The sequence below is a fragment of the Streptomyces sp. NPDC104313 genome (assembly GCF_055583985.1).
Genome location: NZ_JBVJMW010000008.1, coordinates 311623 through 336512, shown reverse-complemented (window position 1 = coordinate 336512; position 24890 = coordinate 311623). Strand labels below are relative to the sequence as shown.

The 24890-nt window shown below is 71.3% G+C and carries 22 protein-coding genes, 1 other RNA gene and 1 pseudogene; 18 read left to right on the top strand and 6 right to left on the bottom strand.

Annotated features, from left to right (window positions below; translation table 11 throughout):
* Positions 1–212: 212 nt before the first annotated feature.
* The gene (locus ACZ60Q_RS21290; protein ID WP_469636695.1) at positions 213–1193 is read left to right on the top strand and encodes an LPXTG cell wall anchor domain-containing protein; all 981 of its coding nucleotides are present in this window, start codon (positions 213–215) and stop codon (positions 1191–1193) included.
* 222 nt (positions 1194–1415) lie between these two features.
* On the opposite strand, the gene ACZ60Q_RS21285 is transcribed toward ACZ60Q_RS21290, so the two are convergent.
* Positions 1416–1616 (bottom strand): hypothetical protein, encoded by a 201-nt coding sequence (locus tag ACZ60Q_RS21285; RefSeq protein WP_469636692.1) that lies wholly within the window; start codon positions 1614–1616, stop codon positions 1416–1418.
* 260 nt (positions 1617–1876) lie between these two features.
* Between ACZ60Q_RS21285 and ftsE the strand changes: the two genes are divergently transcribed.
* On the top strand, positions 1877–2566 hold the full coding sequence (gene ftsE, locus ACZ60Q_RS21280) for a cell division ATP-binding protein FtsE (protein ID WP_003968787.1): 690 nt from the start codon (positions 1877–1879) through the stop codon (positions 2564–2566).
* 54 nt (positions 2567–2620) lie between these two features.
* Positions 2621–3538, top strand: a complete 918-nt coding sequence (ftsX, locus tag ACZ60Q_RS21275) for a permease-like cell division protein FtsX (RefSeq protein ID WP_469636688.1) — start codon at positions 2621–2623, stop codon at positions 3536–3538.
* Between the two features lie 34 nt (positions 3539–3572).
* On the opposite strand, the gene ACZ60Q_RS21270 is transcribed toward ftsX, so the two are convergent.
* Positions 3573–4775, bottom strand: coding sequence for an RNA-guided endonuclease InsQ/TnpB family protein (locus ACZ60Q_RS21270; protein ID WP_469636685.1), 1203 nt, complete (start codon positions 4773–4775; stop codon positions 3573–3575).
* A gap of 36 nt (positions 4776–4811) precedes the next feature.
* Between ACZ60Q_RS21270 and ACZ60Q_RS21265 the strand changes: the two genes are divergently transcribed.
* From ACZ60Q_RS21265 to ssrA, 4 genes are all read left to right on the top strand, one after another.
* Positions 4812–5027, top strand: coding sequence for a toxin-antitoxin system HicB family antitoxin (locus ACZ60Q_RS21265; protein WP_469636683.1), 216 nt, complete (start codon positions 4812–4814; stop codon positions 5025–5027).
* A 97-nt stretch (positions 5028–5124) separates the two neighbouring features.
* Positions 5125–6312 carry a S41 family peptidase gene (locus ACZ60Q_RS21260; protein WP_469636680.1) on the top strand — a complete coding sequence of 396 codons (1188 nt, stop codon included), beginning with the start codon at positions 5125–5127 and terminating at the stop codon, positions 6310–6312.
* A gap of 18 nt (positions 6313–6330) precedes the next feature.
* Positions 6331–6819 (top strand): SsrA-binding protein SmpB, encoded by a 489-nt coding sequence (gene smpB, locus ACZ60Q_RS21255; protein WP_265601306.1) that lies wholly within the window; start codon positions 6331–6333, stop codon positions 6817–6819.
* Between the two features lie 99 nt (positions 6820–6918).
* Positions 6919–7306: a transfer-messenger RNA gene (gene ssrA, locus ACZ60Q_RS21250) on the top strand.
* Positions 7307–7657: 351 nt separating this feature from the next.
* On the opposite strand, the gene ACZ60Q_RS21245 is transcribed toward ssrA, so the two are convergent.
* Positions 7658–9148, bottom strand: a complete 1491-nt coding sequence (locus ACZ60Q_RS21245) for an MFS transporter (protein ID WP_469636677.1) — start codon at positions 9146–9148, stop codon at positions 7658–7660.
* A gap of 101 nt (positions 9149–9249) precedes the next feature.
* Here ACZ60Q_RS21245 and ACZ60Q_RS21240 point away from each other — a divergent pair, with 101 nt between their 5' ends.
* The 6 genes and pseudogenes from ACZ60Q_RS21240 (at position 9250) to ACZ60Q_RS21215 (ending at position 15287) form a co-directional block, all read left to right on the top strand.
* Positions 9250–10221, top strand: a complete 972-nt coding sequence (locus tag ACZ60Q_RS21240) for a LysR family transcriptional regulator (protein WP_469636674.1) — start codon at positions 9250–9252, stop codon at positions 10219–10221.
* Between the two features lie 160 nt (positions 10222–10381).
* Positions 10382–11065, top strand: coding sequence for a hypothetical protein (locus ACZ60Q_RS21235; RefSeq protein ID WP_469636672.1), 684 nt, complete (start codon positions 10382–10384; stop codon positions 11063–11065).
* 78 nt (positions 11066–11143) lie between these two features.
* Positions 11144–13297: a bifunctional polysaccharide deacetylase/glycosyltransferase family 2 protein gene (locus ACZ60Q_RS21230; protein ID WP_469636670.1), complete on the top strand. Its 2154-nt coding sequence runs from the start codon at positions 11144–11146 to the stop codon at positions 13295–13297.
* Positions 13294–14490, top strand: a complete 1197-nt coding sequence (locus ACZ60Q_RS21225; protein ID WP_469636667.1) for an acyltransferase family protein — start codon at positions 13294–13296, stop codon at positions 14488–14490. Before ACZ60Q_RS21230 ends, ACZ60Q_RS21225 begins: the two co-directional genes overlap by 4 nt.
* 48 nt (positions 14491–14538) lie before the next feature.
* Positions 14539–14655, top strand: a pseudogene (locus ACZ60Q_RS21220) (uroporphyrinogen-III synthase); the annotation flags it as partial.
* A 50-nt stretch (positions 14656–14705) separates the two neighbouring features.
* On the top strand, positions 14706–15287 hold the full coding sequence (locus ACZ60Q_RS21215; RefSeq protein WP_469636664.1) for a GNAT family N-acetyltransferase: 582 nt from the start codon (positions 14706–14708) through the stop codon (positions 15285–15287).
* Here the strand turns inward: ACZ60Q_RS21215 and ACZ60Q_RS21210 are convergent.
* The gene (locus tag ACZ60Q_RS21210) at positions 15202–15726 is read right to left on the bottom strand and encodes a GNAT family N-acetyltransferase (RefSeq protein WP_469636661.1); all 525 of its coding nucleotides are present in this window, start codon (positions 15724–15726) and stop codon (positions 15202–15204) included. The two genes, ACZ60Q_RS21215 and ACZ60Q_RS21210, sit on opposite strands and share 86 nt — an antisense overlap.
* Before the next feature lie 139 nt (positions 15727–15865).
* Between ACZ60Q_RS21210 and ACZ60Q_RS21205 the strand changes: the two genes are divergently transcribed.
* The 4 genes from ACZ60Q_RS21205 (at position 15866) to ACZ60Q_RS21190 (ending at position 21827) form a co-directional block, all read left to right on the top strand.
* A complete protein-coding gene (locus ACZ60Q_RS21205; protein ID WP_469636659.1) occupies positions 15866–16504 on the top strand; it encodes a CGNR zinc finger domain-containing protein in 639 nt (212 codons plus the stop codon).
* Between the two features lie 356 nt (positions 16505–16860).
* Complete coding sequence (locus tag ACZ60Q_RS21200; protein ID WP_469636656.1) at positions 16861–19242, top strand: HelD family protein; 2382 nt, start codon at positions 16861–16863, stop codon at positions 19240–19242.
* Between the two features lie 490 nt (positions 19243–19732).
* On the top strand, positions 19733–21169 hold the full coding sequence (locus ACZ60Q_RS21195) for an NAD-dependent malic enzyme (protein WP_469636653.1): 1437 nt from the start codon (positions 19733–19735) through the stop codon (positions 21167–21169).
* 376 nt (positions 21170–21545) lie between these two features.
* On the top strand, positions 21546–21827 hold the full coding sequence (locus ACZ60Q_RS21190; protein ID WP_003968811.1) for an HU family DNA-binding protein: 282 nt from the start codon (positions 21546–21548) through the stop codon (positions 21825–21827).
* A 138-nt stretch (positions 21828–21965) separates the two neighbouring features.
* Here ACZ60Q_RS21190 and ACZ60Q_RS21185 read toward each other — a convergent pair whose 3' ends face one another.
* Positions 21966–22484: a DUF2000 family protein gene (locus tag ACZ60Q_RS21185; protein WP_469636650.1), complete on the bottom strand. Its 519-nt coding sequence runs from the start codon at positions 22482–22484 to the stop codon at positions 21966–21968.
* A 49-nt stretch (positions 22485–22533) separates the two neighbouring features.
* On the opposite strand from ACZ60Q_RS21185, the gene ACZ60Q_RS21180 reads away from it, so the two are divergent.
* Complete coding sequence (locus tag ACZ60Q_RS21180) at positions 22534–23364, top strand: helix-turn-helix transcriptional regulator (RefSeq protein WP_469636647.1); 831 nt, start codon at positions 22534–22536, stop codon at positions 23362–23364.
* 127 nt (positions 23365–23491) lie between these two features.
* Here ACZ60Q_RS21180 and murA read toward each other — a convergent pair whose 3' ends face one another.
* Positions 23492–24832: a UDP-N-acetylglucosamine 1-carboxyvinyltransferase gene (murA, locus tag ACZ60Q_RS21175; RefSeq protein WP_097866898.1), complete on the bottom strand. Its 1341-nt coding sequence runs from the start codon at positions 24830–24832 to the stop codon at positions 23492–23494.
* Between the last annotated feature and the right edge of the window lie 58 nt (positions 24833–24890).

Genomic DNA, 24890 nt, shown 5'->3' with positions numbered 1-24890 from the left:
AGGGTGTGTAGTGCACGGAACGGCCTTGACGTAACACTTAACTCTGGCCAGGGTGCTACAGCAGCATGCGTATGTCTGGGACGGGTGTGAACCGGGGGTGCCGGCGGGGTGACCGCGACACGACGTGGCCTTGCCAAGGGCGATTCCCCGCAGGCCCGCGACCCACATATGGCTGCTCCAATGACGAGATCGGCTACTGGGGGTAGCAACACATGACGAAGAAGACGCGTATGCGCGTCGCGCGGATCGCCGCTGGTGCGGTTATCGCCGCGGGTGCCTCGCTGACCGCAGCCGGTGCGGCGCAGGCGCTGGACATCGGCGTCGACACCGGCGTCGTCGACGCCAACGTCCAGCTGGGCGAGGGCGACGAGAACCCGATCGGCGGCGTTGACGTCGGCGGCGCTGCTGACGGCGGTGCTGATGGTGGTGCTGACGGTGGTGCTGACGGCGGTGCCGATGGTGGTGCTGACGGTGGCGCTGATGGTGGTGCTGATGGTGGTGCTGACGGTGGCGCTGATGGTGGTGCTGACGGCGGTGCCGATGGTGGTGCTGACGGCGGTGCTGACGGCGGTGCTGACGGCGGTGCTGACGGCGGTGCCGATGGCGGTGCTGACGGCGGTGCTGACGGCGGTGCTGACGGCGGTGCCGATGGCGGTGCCGATGGCGGTGCTGACGGCGGTGCTGACGGCGGTGCTGACGGCGGTGCCGATGGCGGTGCCGATGGTGGTGCTGACGGCGGTGCCGATGGTGGTGCTGACGGCGGCGTCGACGGCGGCTCCGGCAACAACGGCGGCTCCGGCAACAACGGCGGCTCCGGCAACAACGGCGGTTCGGGCAACAACGGCGGCGGCGACCAGGGCGGGACGAGCGCTTCCGGTTCGACCTCTGGTGGCTCCACCGGCGGCTCCACCGGCGGTTCGACCGCCGGTGGTTCGACCGGAGGCGGCTCCACCACCGGTGGCGACGCCGCCGGCTGCACCGTCGACCTCGACGGCGCGCAGTGCACCGACAACACCGACACCGACAGTGTCGGCAACAAGCCGGTCGAGCAGAGCAAGGGCAAGGAAGAGCTCGCCGAGACCGGTGCGGCCGAGACGACCTTCCTGGTCATCGGCGCCGCGACGATGATCGCGGGCGGCATCGGCTTCCGTATCCTGCCGCGCCTCGTCGGCGGCGGTCGCACGGTCGCCTAGGTCCGGCAACGCGCCGTAGCGGTCCGTAGCGGACCGTACCGATGCGTAGCGGGCGCTGTTCAGGCCCGTGCACGGCACGGCACAGTACGAGGAAGGGCCCGGGAGGGCTGGATCGCCTCCCGGGCCCTTCCGTGCGCCCGAACCGCTCAGGCGGCCGTACGCATACGTCTGTCAGCCCCTACGGGCGGATGTGGGGCGGCCCTGGGGGCCGTACGGGCCGGATCAGGCCGCTTGGTGCGCCAGCAGCGCGAGCGCGGTCAGCAGCACCACCATCAGGGCGATCAGCATGGCGGGGTTCATCCCGGCCAGCGGGCCCTGGCCCTGCTCCTCCAGCATCTGCTGTCGCACGGCACGGCAGACGCGGCAGCGGCCCTCGCTGACGGGGGACGCGCAGTTCGCGCACACCAGTCGGTCATAGGTCATGCGCATTCCTCCTCCCGCGCGGCGGAGCCGTTTGCCGGCCTTCTCTCCGCACAACGCTCACGGAAACGCAACCGTTCCCCCCACCACTGTGCCAGCTCGCGGCGATTTCGGCGCGGCCCGCCGGACAAGGTCCGTCACGACCCGGTTCGTTCCAGCGGCCGATCCGCCATAAAACGCCCATTGCCGGACGCCGCCTGCACGCGTGAGCCCGGTTCGCGTATGGTCACGCTCACCTACTCCCGGCCGACCGTGGTGCATCCGTGATCCGATTCGACAACGTCTCCAAGACCTACCCGAAGCAGACCCGACCGGCTCTGCGCGATGTCTCGTTGGACATCGAGAAGGGTGAGTTCGTCTTCCTGGTGGGGTCCTCCGGCTCCGGCAAGTCGACCTTCATGCGACTGATCCTGCGCGAGGAGCGCGCCAGCACGGGCATGGTCCATGTGCTCGGCAAGGATCTCGCGCGGCTGTCCAACTGGAAGGTGCCGCAGATGCGCCGCCAGCTGGGGACGGTCTTCCAGGACTTCCGCCTGCTGCCCAACAAGACGGTCGCCGAGAACGTGGCCTTCGCACAGGAGGTCATCGGCAAGCCGCGCGGCGAGATCCGCAAGGCCGTGCCCCAGGTCCTCGACCTCGTCGGCCTCGGCGGCAAGGAGGAGCGGATGCCCGGTGAGCTCTCCGGTGGTGAGCAGCAGCGCGTGGCCATCGCCCGCGCCTTCGTGAACCGCCCCATGCTGCTGATCGCGGACGAGCCGACCGGCAACCTCGACCCGCAGACCTCCGTCGGCATCATGAAGCTGCTGGACCGGATCAACCGGACCGGCACCACCGTGATCATGGCGACCCACGACCAGAACATCGTCGACCAGATGCGCAAGCGCGTCATCGAGCTCGAGCAGGGCCGTCTCGTACGCGACCAGGCACGCGGCGTCTACGGCTACCAGCACTGACCGAGGGGCTGCGGCCCTTCGTGCATGTCGAGCATCGAGTACTGAAAGGACGCCATGCGCGCCCAGTTCGTCCTGTCGGAGATCGGCGTCGGTCTCCGCCGCAACCTCACGATGACCTTCGCGGTCGTGGTCTCCGTCGCCCTCTCGCTCGCCCTGTTCGGCGGTGCGCTGCTGATGCGCGAGCAGGTCAGCACGATGAAGGACTACTGGTACGACAAGGTCAACGTCTCGATCTTCCTCTGCAACAAGAACGACGCCAAGGACATGCCCAAGTGCGCCAAGGGGGCTGTCACCAAGGAGCAGAAGGACCAGATCAAGGCCGACCTGGGGAAGATGGACGCCGTCGAGACGGTCCACTTCGAGACGGTCGACGAGGCGTACAAGCACTACCAGGAGCAGTTCGGCGACTCCCCGATGGCGGGCAACATCACGCCCGACCAGATGCAGGAGTCGTACCGCGTCAAGCTGGACGACCCGCAGAAGTACAAGGTCGTCGCCACGGCCTTCGCCGGGCGTGACGGGGTGCAGTCCGTCCAGGACCAACGATCCATCCTGGACCAGCTCTTCGAGCTGATGAACGGCATGAACGCCGTCGCGGTCTACGTGATGATCCTGATGCTGGTCATCGCGTTGATCCTGATCGTCAACACCGTGCGCGTCTCCGCGTTCAGCCGGAGACGTGAAACGGGCATCATGCGCCTCGTGGGGGCCTCCGGCTTCTACATCCAGGCCCCCTTCATCATGGAGGCGGCCGTCGCGGGCCTGATCGGCGGCGTACTGGCCTGCGCGATGCTGCTCGGCGGACGGTACTTCCTGATCGACGGCGGCCTCGCGCTCCAGGAGAAGCTGAACCTGATCAACTTCATCGGCTGGGACGCGGTCCTCACCAAGCTTCCGCTGGTGCTCGCGATCGGTCTGCTGATGCCCGCCGTGGCCGCTCTGTTCGCGCTGCGCAAGTACCTGAAGGTTTGAGTGCTCCACCGGCTGAAGCCGGAGGATTCCTGGCTCACGCTGCCCAGCAGCCCGGCGGGCTGTCAGGTCTTCCGCGATCAGCACCAGCCGGGTCCAGACCAGCCCGGACGAGCATCACGCGTGCGGAGTTCTTGTCCCTGGGAGACACGGCTCCGCACGCGGTGCAGGTGTAGGTACGTTCCGACAGCGGAAGTGCGTGCTTGGTTCTCGCTCCGCAGTGTCCGCAGTCCATGGTGGTGTGCGCAGGGTGCACCAGATGCAGGGTGCGCCGGTGCTTGCGTGCCATGTTGATCAGTTCGCGCTTGGTGGCCGAGATGGCCGCGTCGGCCGCTTTGCGGGCCATCGTCGACTTGGCGAGGAACTTCGGCCTGAAGTCTTCCACCGCGAGCTGGTCGAAGTCCATCACGACCTTCTTGGCCCACTTACGCGCGGTGTCCTGCCGTTGCCGGGCAACTTTCTTGTGCACCTTCGCGGCGTGCAGTTCGGCCCGGCCGTACCTCTTCGAAGCGGCCTGTCCTCGCCGGGGTTTCCGCCGTGCCATCCTCCGCTGATGGTCGGCCGGCTTCCCGGCTTCCTTCTTCCCGTGTTCGGGATGGGAAAGGTCGTGAGCGCCGCTGGTGGTGGTCGCCGTCTCCTTCACTCCCCAGTCGATGCCGATATTCCGGCCCGTCTCCGGTAGGGGCTGCGCTTCGGTTCGGACGACGAAGGACGCGTACCAATGACCGAGGCTGTCGCGGTGGACGCGGACGCTGGAGGGCTGGCCCGGCAGCCGGCGTGACCACACCACCGTCAGGACGATGCCGCCTGCGAGGTGCAGACGGCCCTCCTTGAGGCGGAAGCCGCGCCGGGTGTAGCTCAGCGTCGGGGCGGAGAGATCCTTCTTCTTGAACTTTGGCATTCCCGCACGCCGCTTGACGGGTAGCCGGGCCTTGATGTCCTTGAGTCCTTTGGCGCGCGACCCGGCGAAATCGCGGATGATCTGCTGCTGCGGTACCGACCCGCCCTGACGCAGCCACTCCTGCCCAGCACGCCAACTCGTCAACATCTTGTCCAACCGAGCCGGGCCGCACTTCTCTCCGGCCCGGTGTGCCGCGCGAGACTCTGCGACGCACTGGTTCCACACCCAACGGCACCGGTCCCATTCGGACATCAGCGCAGCGAGGGCAGTGGACGACACCCTGAGTCGGTACGCGTACCGGGCATACCCAATACCTTCGACTTCCAGTGGTGTCGTCATGGTGCAAATTTAACACCACCATGACACCATGACTCCATGGATTCCGATATTCGGCTCACCCTCCGGCTCCCAGCTGCTCTCCACGCTCGGTTGACCGAGCACGCCAAGAGCGAGCGGCGGTCGCTCAATGCCGATCTCGTCTACCTCTTGGAGGGCGTACTTCCGGCATCTGCAGGTGTCGCTGCTCCGACCGGATGCGAACTCGCTGCTCCTGCCCGGCCCGGTGGGTATCCCGGTTCTCCCGAGGCGTGAACGGCCCGGTGCCATCCTGCTTCTGGTGACGTACGCCTCCTGGGGCGCACGGGCGATCACCCGTGCGCCCCAGGGGGCTTGTCCTAGACTCGGCGCCATGTCGGGTTGTTCGCACCGCTTCCGGCCCCGAGGTCTCTGCCGCGGGGCGGCCCTGACATTGGTCTTCGGGTGTGCCCTCGCCACCGCCGCCGCGACCGGTTCGCTGCCGCAGGACCCCGATCCCGGGGCCGGTCCGCAGACCCGTGCCGTCTCCTCCACCGTCGCCCCGGTCGACCGCGAGGAGATCGAGGACGCCGCCGCCGAGGCCGAGGCCGACGGGAAGTCCGTGAAGGACGCCGCCGAGGAGGTCGTCAGCCGCAGCGGGGACCGCTGGGGCGCGGTCTACGACGAGCGGGAGTACGAGGAGTTCGAGCAGGCCCTTGACGGCACGTACACCGGGGTCGGGCTCTCGGCCCGGCGCACCGACCGCGGTGACGTCACCGTCTCCCGCGTGCAGGCCGGCGGCCCCGCCGACCGGGCCGGGATCCGGGCCGGTGATCTGCTGCGGACCCTGGACGGCCGCACGGTCGGCAAGCGCCCCGTCGCGGAGGTCGTCGCGCTGCTGCGCGGCGACGGTACGGGAGCGGCCGAGGGTAGCCGGGTGCGGCTCGGTCTCGTCCGGGAGGGCCGGGGCTGGACCGAGACCCTTCGGCGGGCCCGGCTGACCACCGAGGCGGTCACCGTGCGACGGCTGGGTGCCGAGCCGTCGTCGGCGGTCCTGGTCAAGGTCGGGGCCTTCACCAAGGGCGTCGGGGCCGACGTCCGCGCGGCGGTCCGCGAGGCTCCCGACGGGGCCGGGATACTGCTCGACCTGCGCGCCAACTCCGGCGGACTCGTCGCCGAGGCCGTCGTCGCCGCCTCCGCCTTCCTGGACGGCGGGCTGGTCGCCACGTACGACGTGCGCGGGGAGCAGCAGGCCCTGTACGCCGAACACGGCGGTGACACGGACCGGCCGGTCGTCGTCCTGGTCGACGGCGGCACGATGAGCGCCGCCGAGCTGCTGACCGGTGCGCTCCAGGACCGGGGCCGCGCGGTCACGGTCGGTTCGCCCACCTTCGGCAAGGGCTCCGTGCAGATGCCCAGCGAGCTTCCGGGCGGTTCGGTGGCCGAGCTGACCGTCGGCCACTACCGCACCCCGGGCGGCCGGACCGTCGACGGCAGGGGCATCACACCCGACCTGGTGGTGGGGGAGAGGGCCCAGCAGCGGGCCGAGACGGTATTGAGTGGCCTCGGGGGTGGGTCGTAGTGCGAAAATGACCGCACTATGGCGAAGGAAAAAGACACCGGGCGCAAGATGATCGCGCAGAACAAGAAGGCGCGGCACGACTACACGATCCTCGACACCTACGAGTGCGGTCTCGTCCTCATGGGCACGGAGGTCAAGTCCCTGCGCATGGGGCGGGCCTCCCTGGTCGACGGCTTCGTCCAGATCGACGACCACGAGGCGTGGCTCCACAACATCCACGTACCCGAGTACGTCCAGGGCACCTGGACCAACCACACGGCCAAGCGGAAGCGGAAGCTGCTGCTGCACCGGGCCGAGATCGACAAGCTGGAGTCGAAGTCGCAGGAGACGGGCCACACGATCGTGCCGCTCGCGCTGTACTTCAAGGACGGCCGGGTCAAGGTCGAGATCGCGCTCGCGAAGGGCAAGAAGGAGTACGACAAGCGGCAGACGCTCCGCGAGAAGCAGGACACGCGGGAGACCAACCGTGCCATCTCGGCGGTCCGCCGGCGGCAGCGCAGCGCCTGAGCGGCCCCTCGCGGGGGAATACGCTGGCATCGTCCGGCGTTGGTCACGTACGATGGGCCGTGCACCTCAGCGAAGGTGCGCGTTTTGAAAAATCCACATGGGGATGATCGGTTTCGACAGCGGATGTCGAAGCAGGGGAAGCGAGTCGAGGAAGCGGCAATGATCTCGTAAACCATATGTCGCAAACAATAATCGCCAATTCCAAGCGCGATTCCTCCGCCTTCGCCCTCGCTGCCTAATTAGCAGCTAAGCGAAGACTCTGCGGAGTGTCAGCCCGGGGGTGATCCCGACCCGGATCCTGGCATCAACTAGGGATCTAAACTTCTCGGCCCGGCCACGGGGCCGAGAAGGAAATCAAACAGTGGCTGGGCCTGTCGGAGGCTTGTTCGCGTGACCTCCGGGGCCGAGAAAAGCGTAGCGAACTGCACTCGGAGAAGCCCTGGTTCCGCACCGTTGGACGCGGGTTCGATTCCCGCCATCTCCACCACCCCATGTAAGCCTCCGCCCCGCGAGTCCACTCGCGGGGCGGAGGCTTTTTCGCGCCCGGAACCCCTGGCCTCCCCGTGTTCCGTTATCGCGCGCGGTTCCCCTGCCGCCCGGAGCCGGGCATACAGGTTTCCGGAGGCCGCCAGTTCCGCGTGCGTACCGCATTCCACGATCCGCCCGGCTCCATGACCACGATCCGGTCGGAGAGGGCGAGCCGGAGCGGGGGCGAGGTGCTGGGCGCGGGCGGCGGCGAGTCCGTGGCCGCCCGCGCCGCGCGGTCCGCCCGCGCCGCCCCGGGTGCCGGGGCCCTCGGGGAGCGCGTCGAGCCATCCCGTCTCGCAGGGCCCCCTCGTCATACCGCTCGGCTCCCTCGACGTACCGCCGTACCCGCTCCCGCTCCCGCGACGACCAGGGCGAGGGCCGCCGCGGACATCGGGGCCACGTAGCCGGTGACCGTGCCCGCGTGCTCCACCAGCCAGCCGCCGGCCGCCGCTCCGGCCGCGATCCCGCCCAGCAGCGCGGTCACCGCGAGCGTCATGCCCTCGTTCAGCTGCTCCGGGCGCGTGGACCGCTGGACCAGCGTCATGCCCGTCACCATCGTCGGCGCGGTCGCGGCCCCCGCCACCAGCAGGCAGAGCGCCAGGAGCGGCAGAGAGGCGGAGCCGGTGGCGGCCAGCAGCGGCAGGGACATCAGTGCCGTCATCCCGGCCAGGCACAGCAGCAGCCTGAGGCGGATGTTCCGGGCGGGCCGCAGCGAACCGTAGACCAGGCCCGCCACGCACGACCCGGCCGCCTGGAGCGCCAGGATCGCGCCCCCGGCATGCGCGATGGAGACCACCTCCAGCGCCCCGAACACCGCGCCCGTGGCGAGGAAGACCGCCAGCAGGGCGGGCATCCCCGGTGTGCGCAGGGGCGAGGCCACGGTCCTCGTACGGGGGGTGACGGGCGGTTCCGTGGCGCGCTGGGCGGCGAAGAGCAGGACGCCGCTCATCAGGAGCAACGCCCCCACCAGGGTGCCCGCCTCCGGGAACAGCGCCCCGCAGAGCGTCGCGGCCAGCACCGGGCCCAGCATGAAGCACAGTTCGTCGGCGGCCTGTTCGAAGGAGTTCGCGGTGTGCAGGGTCGCCGGGTCGCCCCGGTGCAGATGCGCCCAGCGGGCCCGCGACATCCCTCCGGTGTTCGGGGTCGTCGCGGTCGCGGCGTAGGCGGCGAACAGCGTCCAGGCCGGGGCCTCGTGGTGCACGCAGAGCACCAGGGCCAGTGACCCCAGCACGGCCAGCGCGGTGGCGGGCACCGCGATCCGCGCCTGCCCGTAGCGGTCCACGAGCCGGGCGGTGAAGGGCGCGACGACCGCCGTCGCGGCCAGCCCGGTCGCGGTGACGGCCCCGGCCAGGGCGTACGAACCCCGGGAGCCGGCGATCATGATGACCGCGCTGACGCTGAACATTCCCATCGGCAGGCGGGCGATCAGGTTGCCCGCCGTGAACGCCCGGGCCCCGGGCGTGGCCAGCAGTCGGAGGTAGGGGTTCGACGGCCGCCGTCGACCGGCTCGACCGGCTCGCCCGGGGCTTTCGGCGCTCCCGGGCGCGGAGCGCGGGGCCGCGACCAACTGGCCGCCGGCGACCGTGAGCAGGGGAGTGAGCGGCGGCGCGGCGGCCCGGTCCGGGCGGGTGGCGGGGACGGGCCGGGGAGACGCGGGCGGGCGGGCGGCCGGGAGGGGGCGCGGCGTGACGGCCCGGCGGGACGGGGCCGGCCGGGAAGCGGGCTCCGGCCGGGACGCGGGCTGCGGGTCGGCGAGCTCCAGGCCGGCGGGCTCCGGGCCGGTGGCGAGGGGTATCGGCATATGACCAGGCTGGCCGTGCCCCGCCGCCCGGGTCCAACACCTACTCCGCGCCGATTCACGCTTCTGTGTTGTGAATGCCCCCGGCGCTGTAGATTCGCGATGTGCCCCCAGCCGACACCGACCCCCGTCTCCTGCGCGCCTTCCTCGCCGTCGTCGACGAACTGCACTTCACCCGGGCCGCCGCCCGCCTCTTCGTCGCACAGCAGGCGCTGAGCCGGGACATCCGGCGGCTGGAGCGCGAGCTCGGCGTCGAGCTGTTCGTCCGCACCACCCGGCAGGTCGCACTCACCCCGGACGGCGAACGCCTGCTCCCGTACGCCCGCCGCGTGCTCGACGCGCACGCCGAACTGGCCGGGGCCTTCAGCGGCGCGCCCGCCCGGCCGCTGCTCGTCGACCTGAACAGCGACGGGGCGACCGCCGCCCGGGTGCTGGCGCGGGCCCGCGAACTGCTGCCGGAGTGCGAGCTGATGGCCCGCTTCGAGTCCGGTCTCACCTGGGCCGCCGGTGAGATCCTGGCCGGCCGGCTCGACGCCTCCTTCGGCCGGGCCGCCGGACTGGCTCCCGCGGTGCGCGCGGGACTCTCCGTGCACCCCGTGCGGTACGAGCCGATGGCCCTCATGCTGCCCGTCTCCCATCACCTCGCCGCGCGGGAGGTCATCGCCCTGGCCGAACTGTCCGGAGAGACCGTCTACGCGGGGGCCGGTAACGAGCGGACGCGGGAGTGGACGGACCTCGCCGCGCTGCTGTTCGCCGAGTGGGGCATCACCCTGGCTCCTCCCGTTCCGCTCGCCGTGGGCGTGGCCGAATTTCAACGGGTCATGTCGAAGGGAGGACACCCCGTGCTCGCCGTCGTCGACTTCCCGGCGATGCCCGGAACGGTGCTGCGCCCGCTCGTCGACCCGATTCCGCTTTCGCCGCTGGCGCTGGTCTGGCGCAAGGGTCTGAACCACCCCGGCGTGGACGCGTTGCGGAACGCTACTGACCAGTTGGCGCATGCCGAGGGGTGGATGATCCCGCCGGCCGGCTGCTGGCTTCCCGAGGGCGATCGGTCACTGATGCGCAACCGTTCCTGATCAACTCCGTTCAGGGGCACTTGGGCGTCAATGTCGTGCGCTACATTCATCGTCCGGGCGCGGGAAGGCCGGGTTCATGGACGGGTGGGGGCCCAGTCCGACAGTAAAGAACCAGTCAATTCCGTGCGCCTGATTCTTGAGTGGGGGATGGGCTGTACTTGTGGACAATTGGCGCGAAGGTCAGAGAACCGGGCATACGCATGAGCCCGACGACGCGACGATCCAGCTCGACGGGCTGGGCCGTCAGCTCGCCGAACCGCCCGGCGAACCCGCCCCGCCGGACGGCTCCGACGGCCCCGTCTTCGTCGACGAGAGCGGCCGTCGCGGCAAGACCTTCCGACGCCTCGGGTGGGTCCTGGCCTCGGTCTGCGTCGCCTACGCCGTGACGCTGGTCCTCGCCGTCCTCGGCGGGAACTCCAGCGCCCCCTGGCTGCCCCTGTCCGGGACCGAGGAGAAGGCGAAGGCGGAGCGGGCAGAGGAGGCCCCCGCGCCCGACGACACCGTCGGCGGCCGGTCCGGCGACTCCCCGGAGCCCGGGCCCAGCGCCTCCGGCTCCGCGGCGGCTGAGGAGTCCGGCGCGCCCGTCGGCGCGGCCCCGTCGGCCACCTCCGTGCTGGTGCCCGCCGGATCGGCGAGCAGCGCCTTTGCCTCCGCCTCCGCCGGCCCGTCCCGTTCCCCCGGCGCGGGCGGTGCGGGCGGCGTCACGAAACCGGTCCCCGCGACCTCGGCCGCCCAACCACCGGTCGACCCCTCGCCGCCGTCCCCCGAGCCGGAGCCGTCCGGCCCGACGACCCCTCCCGCCGAGACTCCCGCCCCGCCGGTGCAAGAAGAGAGCGCCCCGTAGATGAACTCCCCCGCCACGCGGGGCAGGAACGGCAGATCGAGGAAGGCACCACGCGGCCGGAGCCGGTTCAGGCTCCCCATGCGCTACCTCCTGCCGACGACGTTCCTCGTCGCCCTGCTCGCGATGCTGATGCTGCGCGGATACGTGCACAGCGAGATCCTCGCCGACCACCGGGTCCGCGACGCCGACCACAAAACCGAGGTGCCCAGGGACGTCCGCTCCGGCGGACCCGTCATCGACGCCCGTTCCGGTGACGCGAAGACCCTGCGCGTACCCGACCGCCGGGCCGTCCTGACCTTCGACGACGGTCCGGACCCGGTGTGGACGCCGAAGGTCCTCGACAAGCTGAAGGAGCACGACGCCCGCGGCGTCTTCTTCGTCACGGGCAACATGGCCGCCCGGTACCCGGACCTGGTCGAACGGATGGTCGCCGACGGGCACGAGATCGGGCTGCACACCTTCAACCACCCCGACCTCTCCTACCAGTCCACCGGCCGCATCGACTGGGAGCTGTCGCAGAACCAGCTGGCGCTGGCGGGTGCGGCGGGCATCCGCACCTCGCTGTTCCGGCCGCCGTACTCCTCCTTCGCGTACGCCATGGACAACAGGTCCTGGCCGGTCACGGAGTACATCGGCAGCCGCGGCTACCTCACCGTCGTCAACGACACCGACAGCGAGGACTGGAAGCGCCCCGGGGTCGGCGCCATCGTCGAGCGGGCCACACCGAAGGGCGGCAAGGGCGCGATCATCCTGATGCACGACTCCGGCGGCGACCGCTCGCAGACCGTGGCCGCACTCGACACCCTGCTGCCGGACCTCAAGGAGCGGGGCTACACCTTCACCCGCCTCACCACCGCCCTCGACGCCCCCAGCGCGCACACCCCGGTCACCGGGTTCGCGCTGTGGAAGGGCAAGGCCTTCGTCTCCGCCGTCGCCGTGTCCGAGCGGGTCACCGGCGTCCTGGTCGTCGGCCTCGCCGTCATCGGCGTCCTGGTCCTGGCCCGCTTCGGGCTGATGCTGCTGCTCTCCTTCCTGCACGCCCGCAAGGTCCGCCGCAGGAACTTCGGCTGGGGCCCGCCCGTCACCCGCCCGGTCTCCGTCCTGGTCCCCGCGTACAACGAACGCGCCTGCATCGAGGCGACCGTGCGCTCCCTGGCCGCCGGCGAGCACCCCATCGAGATCATCGTCATCGACGACGGCTCCACCGACGGCACCGCCGACCTCGTCGAGGCGATGCGGCTGCCCCGCGTACGGGTCGTGCGCCAGCACAACTCCGGCAAACCCGCCGCCCTCAACAACGGTATCCGGCACGCCCGTTACGACATCGTCGTGATGATGGACGGCGACACCGTCTTCGAACCGGCCACGGTCCGCGAGCTGGTCCAGCCCTTCGGGGACCCCCGGGTCGGAGCCGTCGCGGGCAACGCCAAGGTCGGCAACCGCGACTCCCTCATCGGCGCCTGGCAGCACATCGAGTACGTGATGGGCTTCAACCTGGACCGCCGGATGTACGACGTCCTCGGCTGCATGCCCACCATCCCCGGGGCCGTCGGCGCGTTCCGCCGCGAGGCCCTGGACCGGGTCGGCGGGATGAGCGAGGACACCCTCGCCGAGGACACCGACGTCACCATGGCCCTGCACCGGGACGGCTGGCGCGTCGTCTACGCGGAGAAGGCCCGCGCCTGGACCGAGGCCCCGGAGTCCGTGCGGCAGCTCTGGTCGCAGCGCTACCGGTGGTCGTACGGAACCATGCAGGCCATCTGGAAACACCGCCGCGCGGTCATCGAACGCGGACCCTCGGGCCGCTTCGGCCGGGTCGGGCTGCCGTTCGTCTCCCTCTTCATGGTGCTCGCCCCGCTGCTGGCCCCCCTGATCGACGTGTTCCTGCTGTACGGGCTGGTCTTCGGCCCGACCGGCAAGACCGTCGCCGCCTGGTTCGGCGTCCTGATCGTCCAGGCGGTCTGCGCCGCGTACGCGTTCCGGCTGGACAAGGAGCGCATGGTCCATCTGATCTCGCTGCCGCTCCAGCAGATCCTCTACCGCCAGCTCATGTACGTCGTGCTGCTCCAGTCCTGGATCACCGCGCTCACCGGCGGTCGGCTGCGCTGGCAGAAGCTGCGCCGCACCGGCGCGGTGGAGGCCCCCGGCGGCTCGTCCGCCCAGCGCCCGAGGCAGGCCGCCGCCACCGGACCCCTCAGCGGCGACAGCATGGACCGAAGGCCCCTCGTATGACCGCCCCGCCCCTGCCGAGGGCTGTCGCCGCGGACCCCGCGGTCCCGCCGCCGCCCGCCCCCGCAGAGGGCGTGAAGCCCGTCCGCGACCGGTACTTCGACCTGCTGCGGGCCCTCGCCCTCTTCCGGGTCGTCCTCTACCACCTGACCGGCTGGGCCTGGCTGCCCATCGTCTTCCCGTCGATGGGTGTCATGTTCGCCCTGGCCGGGACGCTGATGGCGCGCTCGCTGAGGCGGCCCGCCGTCCAGGTGATCCGGGGCCGCGTCCGCCGGCTCCTGCCGCCGCTGTGGCTGCTCGGCGCGATCGGCGTCACCGGCATGCTCGCCCAGGGCTGGGGCCCGGACGCCGAGGGCCACCCCGGCTGGTGGTGGCAGCACCTGATGTACTGGGTGCTGCCGCTCAGCGATCCGCCGTACGCCTACGACGTGGCGGGCATCGACGGATTCCTCGGCGAGAGCTGGCCCGAGGAACTGGCCGGGCCGCTCTGGTACATCCGGGCCTACCTGTGGTTCGTGCTGTTCTCCCCGCTGATCCTGCGCGGTCTGCGCAGGCTGCCCTGGCCGACGCTGCTCGCGCCGCTCGCGCTCGCCGTCGTCATGCGGCTGGAGCTGTTCTCCACCACCGACCGCCTCGACTCCGCGATCACCGACTTCTCCACCTTCGGCGCCTGCTGGGTCCTCGGCATGGCCCACCAGGAAGGCGTCCTGAAACGGCTGTCCGCCTACGTCGTGCCGTCGATCGCCCCGCTCCTCGCGGGCGCGGGGCTGTGGTGGGCGAGCCACGAGGGCTTCCGCAGCGGCTTCGACCTGGACTCCATCCCGCCGGCCCAGGCCCTGTGGTCCTTCGGCTGCGTTCTGCTCCTGCTGCACTACAGCCCCTCCTGGACCGAGTGGCCCAGGCGGCTGCGGGCCTTCGACCGGCCCGTCACCCTGCTCAACTCGCGGGCCGTGACCGTCTATCTCTGGCACAACGTCTGCATCCTGACCGCCGCCACGCTCTACGACCGGCTCTGGTCCGTCGACGCCCTCAGCGAGAACGTGCCCTGGCTGCTGGAGAGTTGGGTGCCCGTCCTGCTGATCACCTGGGCCCTCGTAGCGCTCTGCGTCCTCGCCTTCGGCTGGGCCGAGGACGTCGCCGCCCGGCGCCGGCCGCAGTTGTGGCCGGACGGGCGTGCGAAGGGACGCCGCCGATGACCGGCCCAACGCCTTTGGGCGTATACGTTCGCCTCCCCCGCACCCGTGACCGCGATGGCCCGGCTGCGCTCGGCAGTGGGTGTGCCCCGGCTGATCCAGACGGTCGTCAAGCGGGGCTACCGGCTGGCGCTGGACCCGTCGGCGGGGACGAAGTACGGCCGCTGACCGCCCGGGGCCCGTACGGACCGCCCGGGGGCTCCGGTTAGCGTGACCGGATGAACGATCACCTCCACCGGATCGCCCCGGACGTGGCCTTCCGCCCCGTCACGATCACCGACGCGCCCGCCTTCGCCACGGCCTTCACCCGCAATCGCGCGTACATGCGCCGCTGGGAACCCGTACGCCCCGAGAGCTACTACACCGTCGAGGGCCAGGCCGCCCGGCTCACCGCCCTGCTGGCCGACCGGGACGCCGGACGGGCCATGCCCTGGGTGCTCGCGGACGACGACGGCCGGGTGATCGGTGCCTTCACGCTCTCCGGCGTCGAGCGGGGCCCCTACCGCAACGCCCGCCTCGGCTACTGGGTCGACGCGGACCACACCGGACGCGGTCTCGCCACCGCCACCGTCGGTGCGGTCTGCGACGCCGCCCGCGACCGGCTGGGCCTGCACCGCGTCGAGGCGGCGACCGTCACCGACAACGTCCGTTCCCAACGGGTGCTCGCCAAGGCCGGGTTCGAGCGGATCGGTGACGCGCCGGGCTATCTGCACATCAACGGCCGCTGGCGCGACCACCACCTGTTCCAGCGGCTTCTGCACGATGACCCGCCGGCCGACCGAGCGCCACGGTCGCCGTGACGGTCGCGTCCGCGTCCGTGTCCGTGTTCGTGTTCGTGTTCGCGGGAGCCTCGAGCACATGCACATGGCCGTCCAGCGGATGGTCGGGCGGCAGCGCCGGGATCACCCGCGCCAGCGCGTAGCCGCACTTCTCCGCCACCCGGCACGAGGCCTCGTTGTCCACCTGATGGATCAACTCCAGCTTGACCAGGCTCTGTTCGGCGAACTCCGTGAACGCCCAGTCGGACAGCGCCGTCAGTGCCCGTGACGCCACGCCCCGGCCGCGCGCCGCAGCCGTCGTCCAATAGCCCACCTCCGCACAGTCGTTGTGCGGATCCGGCCGCTTCAGCACGATGTTGCCGAGCGGTGCGCCGACCGGCGCGGGCAGGTCCTCCTCGCGCCACCGGCGCAGCCGCAGGCCGCCGGAGCCGATCGCGGCTCTCCCGTCGTGGTGGTCCATGGTGTCTCCCCCTCTGATCCGATGATCCGAGGCTGCCACGGCAGGGGGCGGGTCCCGCACCGGGGGTTCCGGCCGTGCCCCGACAGGGGCACTCTGGGGAGTGGCCGTTCGACCGGTGACCCAAGGCGGTGGCAGGAGCATGGCAGCGGGCAGGGGTGCGCGGAGGTGGCGGTTCGACGCGGGCCGGATCTGCCTCGACCTGGTGGCCACGGAGCCCGCGGGCGGGGTGCCCGGGACCTGCGAACAGCTCGGAGGGCCCGGGCCGCTGGCCCGGTGGCTGGCCGACGCCCGGCTCGTCCCGCCGGGCACCGTGCTGACAGCGCTGGACGACACCTGGGTGTCCCGCTTCCACGAACTGCGCTCCGCCGTCAGCCGTCTGATGGTGGCCCAGCTCGGTGGTCCCGAGGCCGAAGGGGCGCTGGAGCGGGTCAACCGCCTGGCGTCCGGGGCGCCTCCGGGGCCCCGTGCGGTGCGCGGCGCGGACGGCGGCCTGGTGCGGGCCCTGAGCACAGCACCCGACTGCGCGGGGCTCCTCGCCGTCGTCGCCCGGGACGCCGTGGACCTGCTCACCGACCCGGCCGCGCGGGCGGCCCTGCGTCGCTGCCAGGGCGAGGCCTGCCACCGCCTCTACCTGGACGCCTCGCGCGGTGGGCGGCGGCGCTGGTGCTCCGGCCAGGTCTGCGGCAACCGCGAACGGGTCGCCCGGCACCGGCGCAGGACCACGGGGGCCGCCGACGGGCATGGTCCGGAGAGGGAAATTCCGCCCGGCGTCGAGTGAACCGGCCCCTGTCCCTCTCCGGGACACCGGACGAGGCGTTGGAGCGGGCGCCGTACCGCGAACACGCCGCCCGTCGTACGTGCACGGTGGGGCGGCGATGGACCGCGCGGACATCGACCGCTCCGAGGTTCGAGGTGCGGACGTCCGGCGGGGAGCGGCTGGTGGAGATCGGAGACCGAACCGGGCCGCGCCCTGTCGCGTACCGCCTCATAACGCCGTGCCCCGCGCATCCCCGCGCATCCCCGCGCTTCCCCGCCCGACGCGACGCGCGATCACCCCCGGTCGGGCAGGTGCGCTGGGGGCCCCCTTCGCTATAGGGTTGACGGCTGCCCAGTGCACGTCAGAAGGGGGCCTCGGTGGCCGCGCAGGATGCCGCTGTCGAATCGCTGCGGGACCGGGAAATCGGTGTCGAGCAGGAGCATCTCGACTGTGTTTATCACCGCCTCGAAGAGAAGATCCACGAGGCGGAATTTCTTATGAACGACGCCGTCAAGCGCGGCCAGGTCGGTACCCCCGGCGCGCTCGCGGAGCGGGACGCCCAGGTGTTCCGGGCGGGGATCCACCTCAACCGGCTGAACAGCGAGTTCGAGGACTTCCTCTTCGGGAGGATCGACCTGCTGCTCGGCAAGGACGGGGAGCGCGGCCCGGACGGCGCGTACACCTCCGTCGAGCCGGCCGACGACACCGTACGGGAGGACGCCACCGCCGATATCGCCGAGACGCTCCACATCGGCCGGATCGGGGTCCTGGACTCCGAATACGCGCCGCTGGTGATCGACTGGCGGGCCCCGGCGGCCGCCCCGTTCTACCGGTCGACCCCGAAGGAGCCGGGCCGCGTCGTACGCCGCCGGGTCATCCGCTCCAAGGGCCGCAAGGTCCTCGGGGTCGAGGACGACCTGATGCGCCCGGAGCTGACGGCGTTCCTGGACGGCGAGAAGCTGCCGGTGATCGGGGACGGTGCGCTGATGGCGGCGCTCGGTCAGGCCCGCAGCCACACCATGCGGGACATCGTCTCCTCCATCCAGGCCGAACAGGACCTGGTCATCCGGGCGCCCGCCGCCTCCGTCACCGAGGTCACCGGCGGCCCCGGCACCGGCAAGACCGCGGTCGCCCTGCACCGGGCGGCGTATCTGCTCTACCAGGACCGGCGGCGCTACGCGGGCGGCATCCTGGTCGTCTCGCCCACCCCGCTCCTGGTCGCGTACACCGAAGGGGTGCTGCCCTCGCTCGGCGAGGAGGGCCAGGTCGCGATCCGCGCGGTCGGCTCGCTGTCCGACGACGCGGCGGGCCTCCAGGGCGCCACGACGTACGACGAACCGGCGGTGGCCCGGATCAAGGGCTCCTCCCGGATGCTCCACGTGCTGCGCAAGGCCGCCCGGGGCGCGCTGGAACAGGGCCGCCCCGCGACGCCCCGCGAAGAGGCGGGCCAGCTCGCCTTCGGCGAGGAGCCCGAACAGGGGGGTGCCGCCACGCCCCCGAACCGGCTGCGTGTCGTCGCCTTCGGGGCCCGGGTCGAGCTGGAGGCCGACGACCTCCAGCGGGTCCGGCACAACGCGCTGGGCGGCACCGCCCCGGTCAACCTGCTCCGTCCGCGCGCCCGCAAGCTGCTGCTGGACGCCCTGTGGAGCAGGTCCTCCGGACGCGGCCGGTACACCGACCCCCAGCTGGTGGCGGAGCTGCGGTCCTCGTTCGACGAGGACGTCTCCACCGAGACCCCGTTTCTGGAGTTCCTCGACGCCTGGTGGCCCGAACTGACGCCGCGCCGGGTGCTGGCCGCGATGGCCGACGAGCGGCGCCTCGGCCGCTGGTCCCGGCGCATCCTGAACCAGGGCGAGGTGCGCCGCCTGGCCCGGTCACTGAAGAGGCTGGACAAGGACGGCGAGGGGCCCCTCTCCGTCCACGACGTGGCGCTCCTGGACGAGCTCCAGGCACTGCTGGGCACCCCGAACCGGCCCCGGCGCAGACGCGAGGCGGATCCGCTGGACCAGCTCACCGGTCTCGAGGAGCTGATGCCGCAGCGCGAGGAGACCCAGTGGGAGCGGGCCGAGCGGCTCGCGGCGGAGCGCACCGAGTACGCGCACGTCATCGTCGACGAGGCGCAGGACCTCACGCCGATGCAGTGGCGCATGGTCGGCCGCCGGGGCCGGCACGCCACCTGGACGATCGTCGGCGACCCGGCCCAGTCCTCCTGGTCCGACCCGGACGAGGCGGGCGCCGCCCGGGACGAGGCGCTCGGCTCCCGGCCGCGCCGCCGCTTCACCCTCACCGTCAACTACCGCAACCCGGCGGAGATCGCGGAGCTGGCCGCGAAGGTGCTGGCGCTGGCGATGCCCGGGATGGAGTCCCCGGCCGCGGTCCGCTCGACCGGGGTGGTGCCCCGCTTCGAGCCGGTACGCGACGGGGACCTGGCCGCCAAGGTCCGCGAGGAGGCCGCGCGGCTGCTCGGGGAGGTGGACGGCACGGTCGGCGTGGTCGTCGCGATGAACCGGCGCGCCCAGGCCCGCGAGTGGCTCGCGGAGCTGGGGGAGCGGGTGGTGGCGCTGGGCAGCCTGGAGGCCAAGGGGCTGGAGTACGACGCCACGGTGGTCGTCTCGCCCGCGGAGATCGCGGACGAGTCCCCGGCCGGTCTGCGGGTGCTGTACGTGGCGCTGACCCGGGCGACGCAGCAGCTCACGGTGGTCTCGGGGGAGCGGGACCTGCCGGACGAGGACGGGGTGCCGGATCTGCTGAGGGACTGACGCCGGAGGTGCTTCCCGAACGGACGCCGGAGCTTTCGAACGGACGCCGGACGGGTTTCGCGAGTCGACCCCGGTCGGTCTCTCGCACGGGAATCACTTCTCGGGGGTGTTTGTTACCTTGGTACTGGCACCGGCTCGATCCAAGCCCCCGGGCCCAACCTTCGTCGCTTCGAGCGACCACTTGCCGCGAGGCGAGCATGGCGGGTCGGTGCCACCTGAGCGAAGAAGACAGACCCGCGTCACCTGTTGGTGGCGCGGGTCTGTTCTTGTTTTCACGGGCTCTGTTCCGGTCTCACGGGCCGCCCGGCCGGGTTCGGGTCCCGTTGGGGGTTCCGCCGGACGGGTGGTTTCTCGTATGGTGGAAACCACTTTCCGAAATATGACAGTCATTACCGGCTACCGGCCAGTAGGTGCGACGATCGGGAAGCGTGTCCGGAACGAAGGTTCCGGATGTGCGGCAATGAAGCTAAGGAAAGCGAAGGACTCGGTCATGGCAACGGCGCCCAGCGTCTCGTACTCGATGACGGTCAGGCTGGAGGTGCCCGCGAGCGGCACCGCGGTCTCTCAGCTCACCACGGCCGTGGAGTCCTCCGGGGGCTCGGTCACCGGCCTCGACGTGACCGCCTCAGGCCACGAGAAGCTGCGGATCGACGTCACCATCGCCGCTACCTCCACCTCGCACGCGGACGAGATCGTCGAAGGTCTGCGCGGCATCGAGGGTGTCACGCTGGGCAAGGTCTCCGACCGTACGTTCCTCATGCACCTCGGCGGCAAGATCGAGATGGCGTCCAAGCACCCCATCCGCAACCGTGACGACCTGTCGATGATCTACACCCCCGGCGTCGCCCGCGTCTGCATGGCCATCGCCGAGAACCCCGAGGACGCGCGCCGCCTCACCATCAAGCGCAACTCCGTCGCAGTCGTGACGGACGGCTCCGCGGTGCTCGGCCTCGGCAACATCGGCCCGATGGCCTCGCTGCCCGTGATGGAGGGCAAGGCGGCGCTCTTCAAGCGCTTCGCCGGCATCGACGCCTGGCCGATCTGCCTGGACACCCAGGACACCGACGAGATCGTCGCGATCGTCAAGGCCATCGCCCCCGGCTTCGCGGGCATCAACCTGGAGGACATCTCCGCGCCGCGCTGCTTCGAGATCGAGGCCCGGCTGCGCGAGGCCCTGGACATCCCCGTCTTCCACGACGACCAGCACGGCACCGCCATCGTCGTGCTGGCCGCCCTCACCAACGCCCTGCGCGTGGTGGGCAAGGACATCGGGGACGTGCGGGTCGTCATGTCCGGCGCGGGAGCGGCCGGTACGGCCATCCTGAAGCTGCTCATCGCCGCCGGCGTCAAGCACGCCGTCGTCGCCGACATCCACGGTGTGGTGCACGCCGGGCGTGAGGACCTGGTCGCGGCCGACCCCGACTCCCCGCTGCGCTGGATCGCCGACAACACCAACCCGGAGGGCGTCACCGGCACCCTCAAGGAGGCCGTCGTCGGCGCCGACGTCTTCATCGGCGTCTCCGCCCCGAACGTGCTGAACGGCGACGACGTCGCCGCGATGGCGGACGGCGCGATCGTGTTCGCGCTCGCGAACCCGGACCCCGAGGTCGAACCCGCGATCGCCCGTCGGACGGCGGCGGTCGTCGCCACCGGCCGTTCGGACTTCCCCAACCAGATCAACAACGTGCTGGTCTTCCCGGGTGTCTTCCGCGGCCTGCTGGACGCCCAGTCCCGCACCGTCAACACGGAGATGATGCTCGCCGCGGCCGGCGCCCTCGCCGATGTGGTCGCCGAGGACGAGGTCAACGCGAACTACATCATCCCCTCGGTCTTCAACGACAAGGTGGCGGGCGCGGTCGCCGGAGCCGTCCGCGCCGCGGCGAAGGCGGCCGCGGGCGCCGGAACGGCCCCCTCCGTATCCGTCTGATCCCACCGTTTCGGGGACCCCTCCCGGGGTCCCCGCACAACACCCCGGGCCGCACCCGCCCGTGCCCTACGGCGCGTCGTGGGTCGCGGCGCCCCAAACGCCCCTTTAGGGTGGGCGGGCAGTGGGCCCTGCGGGGCCCGGCATCCGCTGCGGACCGCTCGGCCAAGTCGACGGAGCGTCACCACGGGCAAACCGTGGCGCTTTTCATTGACCCCGAAAGGTTCCGGATTGGCTTTCCCGCCGCTGGTGGGGGCAGGATGCGTAATCGGGCGAGAGGGTCTGACATCAGACCCGGGTCCGGGGACTGTCAGAGGGCCCTGGCAGCATCGGCTTCGATCTCACGCCTCACAGGCAAGAAGAACACGGGAGTAACAACATGAACCGCAGTGAGCTGGTGGCCGCCCTGGCCGACCGCGCCGAGGTGACTCGCAAGGACGCCGACGCCGTGCTGGCCGCGCTCGCCGAGACCGTCGGTGAGATCGTCGCCAAGGGTGACGAGAAGGTCACCATCCCCGGCTTCCTGACCTTCGAGCGCACCCACCGTGCCGCTCGCACCGCTCGCAACCCGCAGACCGGCGACCCGATCAACATCCCCGCCGGCTACAGCGTGAAGGTCTCCGCGGGCTCGAAGCTCAAGGAAGCCGCCAAGGGCAAGTAACCCTCAACGGCGCAACAAGAGGGCGGCCACTCCCGACCGGGAGTGGCCGCCCTCGCGCATGCCGGAGGCACATGCGCCCCGCAGGAGCCCCCGCACCATGCCCGGGGCATCGCGGGGGCTCCTGCGGGCGCGGAGGGCTCAGGGGTGCATCCGCGCGCCCTTGAGGACCTTGTCCACGGCGTTGCGCGGCCCGTACACGGCGAGGCCCACCAGGTCCAGCGTGTCCCGCCCCACCGCCCGTACGGCCGCCCGGTTGTCCCGGTCATTCCCCGTGCCGAAGAGGTCCGCGGTGAACACGGCGGTCGCCAGCGACCGGGACAGGGCCCTGGTGTGGGCGGCGGTCACCGTCTCCTTCGCCCCCTCGAAGACCAGCACGGGCTGCCGGAGCATCGGCAGATACGCGGTGGAGTCGGCGTCCTCGTAGGGTTCGCCGATCACTTCGGGCACCGCCGTGCCCAGGCCGCTGACCAGGAAGGCGGTCACGTTCAGGCGCTGCCAGGACTCCAGGTCGTCACGGAGCAGCACCGCGACCTTCGTGTCGAAGCGGACGGGGGCGTTCTCGGCCGCCGGGCCCGCGACGATGGTCGTGGTCGCGGAGCCGGCCGTGGTCGCCGGGGTCGCCGTGGTTTCGATGGGGGCCGTCGTCGTGGTTCTCATGGTTCGAGACTGGCCGGTGGACCCGGACGCGGTCTTGTACGTTCTTGGCGTGGCGCCACAGCGGGAGGTCCAGGACGTCGCGGCCTGGCGTCCGGCCGTCGCCGGCGTCGTGGAGGTCTTCCACGCCCGCTTCACTGAGCACGCCTATCCCATGCACGTCCACGACGCCTGGACGCTCCTGATCGTCGACGACGGCGCCGTCCGCTACGACCTGGACCGCCACGAGCGCGGCACCCCGGACGGCACGGTGAGCCTGCTGCCGCCGGGGGTCCCGCACAACGGCTCTCCCGTGACCTCCGACGGCTTCCGCAAACGGGTGCTCTATCTGGACATGACGCTGCTCGACGCGAGCCTCGTCGGACCCGCCGTGGACACCCCGGACCTCGCCGACCCGCTGCTGCGCACCCGCGTCGGCCGGCTGCACACCGCCCTCGCGGACCCGGGCGACGCGTTCGAGGCGGAGAGCCGCCTGGCGTTCATCGGCGAGCGGCTGCGGGGACACCTGCGCCCCGGGGACCTCCCGGCGGGCCCGCCGCCCGGCCGCGGCGTCGCACGGGATCTGCGCGAGCTCCTCGACGAGCGGTCGCGCGAGGGGATCACCCTGGCCGAGGCCGCCCGTCTGGTCCACGCGCACCCCACCCATCTCGTACGGGCCTTCAGCGCGGCCTACGCCATCGCGCCGCACCAGTACGTGACGTCCCGCCGCGTCGACCGGGCCCGCCGCCTGCTGCTCGACGGGGTGCCGCCCGGCGAGGTGGCCGCCGCCGTCGGCTTCCACGACCAGTCCCACCTCACCCGGCACTTCAAGCGGATCGCCGGCACCACCCCGGCCCGCTATGCCCGCCATGCCCGCTCACGCGGCCTTCAGGGGCCCTTCTGACGCCCGACAGCCCGCCGCCCCGGCTCCGAGTCCGGAACCGGGGCGGCGGGTCGCTCACACGGGAACCGCGCGATGCGCGGTGCTGTGTGCGGCGGCACTGTGCGGCCTTCACGGCGCACGGGGACGGTCAGACGAGCGAACCGCCCGGCAGTTCGACCTTCGCGCCGAGCTTCTCCAGCTTCTCCATGAAGTTCTCGTAACCGCGGTTGATCAGGTCGATGCCGTGCACCCGGGAGGTGCCCTGCGCCGCCAGCGCCGCGATCAGGTACGAGAAGCCGCCCCGGAGGTCCGGGATGACCAGGTCGGCGCCCTGGAGCTTGGTCGGTCCGGAGACGACCGCCGAGTGCAGGAAGTTGCGCTGGCCGAAGCGGCAGTCCGAGCCGCCGAGGCACTCGCGGTACAGCTGGATGTGCGCGCCCATCTGGTTGAGCGCCGAGGTGAAGCCGAGCCGCGACTCGTACACCGTCTCGTGGACGATCGACAGGCCCGCGGCCTGCGTCAGCGCGACCACCAGGGGCTGCTGCCAGTCCGTCTGGAAGCCGGGGTGCACGTCCGTCTCCAGCGCGATGGCGTTCAGCGCGCCGCCCGGGTGCCAGAAGCGAATGCCCTCGTCGTCGATCTCGAAGGCCCCGCCGACCCGGCGGAAGGTGTTCAGGAAGGTCATCATCGAGCGCTGCTGGGCGCCGCGCACATAGATGTTGCCCTCGGTCGCCAGCGCCGCCGACGCCCAGGAGGCCGCCTCGAGACGGTCCGGGATCGCCCGGTGGGTGTAACCGTCGAGTTTGTCGACACCGGTGATCCGGATGGTCCGGTCGGTGTCCACGGAGATGATCGCGCCCATCTTCTGCAGTACGCAGATGAGGTCCTCGATCTCCGGCTCGACGGCCGCGTTGGACAGTTCGGTGACGCCCTCGGCGAGGACGGCGGTGAGCAGTACCTGCTCGGTGGAGCCCACCGACGGGTACGGCAGCCGGATCTTGGTGCCGCGCAGCCGCTGCGGGGCCTCCAGGTACTGGCCGTCCGCCCGCTTCTCGATGGTCGCGCCGAACTGGCGCAGCACCTCGAAGTGGAAGTCGATCGGCCGGCCGCCGATGTCGCAGCCGCCCAGGCCCGGGATGAAGGCGTGGCCGAGGCGGTGCAGCAGCGGGCCGCAGAACAGGATCGGGATGCGCGAGGAGCCCGCGTGGGCATCGATGTCGGCGACGTTCGCCGACTCGACGTGCGAGGGGTCGAGGATCAGTTCGCCCGGCTCGTCGCCGGGGCGGACGGTGACACCGTGGAGCTGGAGGAGCCCCCGGACCACCCGTACGTCACGGATGTCGGGAACATTGCGGAGGCGGCTGGGCCCGCTGCCGAGCAGCGCGGCGACCATGGCCTTCGGCACCAGGTTCTTGGCGCCTCGGACGCGGATCTCGCCCTCCAGCGGGGTTCCGCCGTGGACAAGCAGGACATCGTCTGTGCCGGTCATGTATCTCGCGTTCCGGAGTGGTCGGGCAGGGGGCCAACGAAAAGGGTAATGGCCTCCT

Excerpts from the sequence above, each read along its gene's own strand:
- ACZ60Q_RS21260 (WP_469636680.1), top strand. The coding sequence starts at position 5,125 with ATGTCGGGTTGTTCGCACCGCTTCCGGCCCCGAGGTCTCTGCCGCGGG.
- ACZ60Q_RS21195 (WP_469636653.1), top strand. The coding sequence starts at position 19,733 with ATGGCAACGGCGCCCAGCGTCTCGTACTCGATGACGGTCAGGCTGGAG.
- ACZ60Q_RS21185 (WP_469636650.1), bottom strand. The coding sequence starts at position 22,484 with ATGAGAACCACGACGACGGCCCCCATCGAAACCACGGCGACCCCGGCG.
- smpB (WP_265601306.1), top strand. The coding sequence starts at position 6,331 with ATGGCGAAGGAAAAAGACACCGGGCGCAAGATGATCGCGCAGAACAAG.
- ACZ60Q_RS21285 (WP_469636692.1), bottom strand. The coding sequence starts at position 1,616 with ATGACCTATGACCGACTGGTGTGCGCGAACTGCGCGTCCCCCGTCAGC.
- ACZ60Q_RS21210 (WP_469636661.1), bottom strand. The coding sequence starts at position 15,726 with ATGGACCACCACGACGGGAGAGCCGCGATCGGCTCCGGCGGCCTGCGG.
- ACZ60Q_RS21290 (WP_469636695.1), top strand. The coding sequence starts at position 213 with ATGACGAAGAAGACGCGTATGCGCGTCGCGCGGATCGCCGCTGGTGCG.
- ACZ60Q_RS21245 (WP_469636677.1), bottom strand. The coding sequence starts at position 9,148 with ATGCCGATACCCCTCGCCACCGGCCCGGAGCCCGCCGGCCTGGAGCTC.
- ACZ60Q_RS21205 (WP_469636659.1), top strand. The coding sequence starts at position 15,866 with ATGGCAGCGGGCAGGGGTGCGCGGAGGTGGCGGTTCGACGCGGGCCGG.
- ACZ60Q_RS21215 (WP_469636664.1), top strand. The coding sequence starts at position 14,706 with ATGAACGATCACCTCCACCGGATCGCCCCGGACGTGGCCTTCCGCCCC.
- ACZ60Q_RS21270 (WP_469636685.1), bottom strand. The coding sequence starts at position 4,775 with ATGACGACACCACTGGAAGTCGAAGGTATTGGGTATGCCCGGTACGCG.
- ftsX (WP_469636688.1), top strand. The coding sequence starts at position 2,621 with ATGCGCGCCCAGTTCGTCCTGTCGGAGATCGGCGTCGGTCTCCGCCGC.
- ACZ60Q_RS21265 (WP_469636683.1), top strand. The coding sequence starts at position 4,812 with ATGGATTCCGATATTCGGCTCACCCTCCGGCTCCCAGCTGCTCTCCAC.
- ACZ60Q_RS21225 (WP_469636667.1), top strand. The coding sequence starts at position 13,294 with ATGACCGCCCCGCCCCTGCCGAGGGCTGTCGCCGCGGACCCCGCGGTC.
- ACZ60Q_RS21190 (WP_003968811.1), top strand. The coding sequence starts at position 21,546 with ATGAACCGCAGTGAGCTGGTGGCCGCCCTGGCCGACCGCGCCGAGGTG.
- murA (WP_097866898.1), bottom strand. The coding sequence starts at position 24,832 with ATGACCGGCACAGACGATGTCCTGCTTGTCCACGGCGGAACCCCGCTG.
- ACZ60Q_RS21230 (WP_469636670.1), top strand. The coding sequence starts at position 11,144 with ATGCGCTACCTCCTGCCGACGACGTTCCTCGTCGCCCTGCTCGCGATG.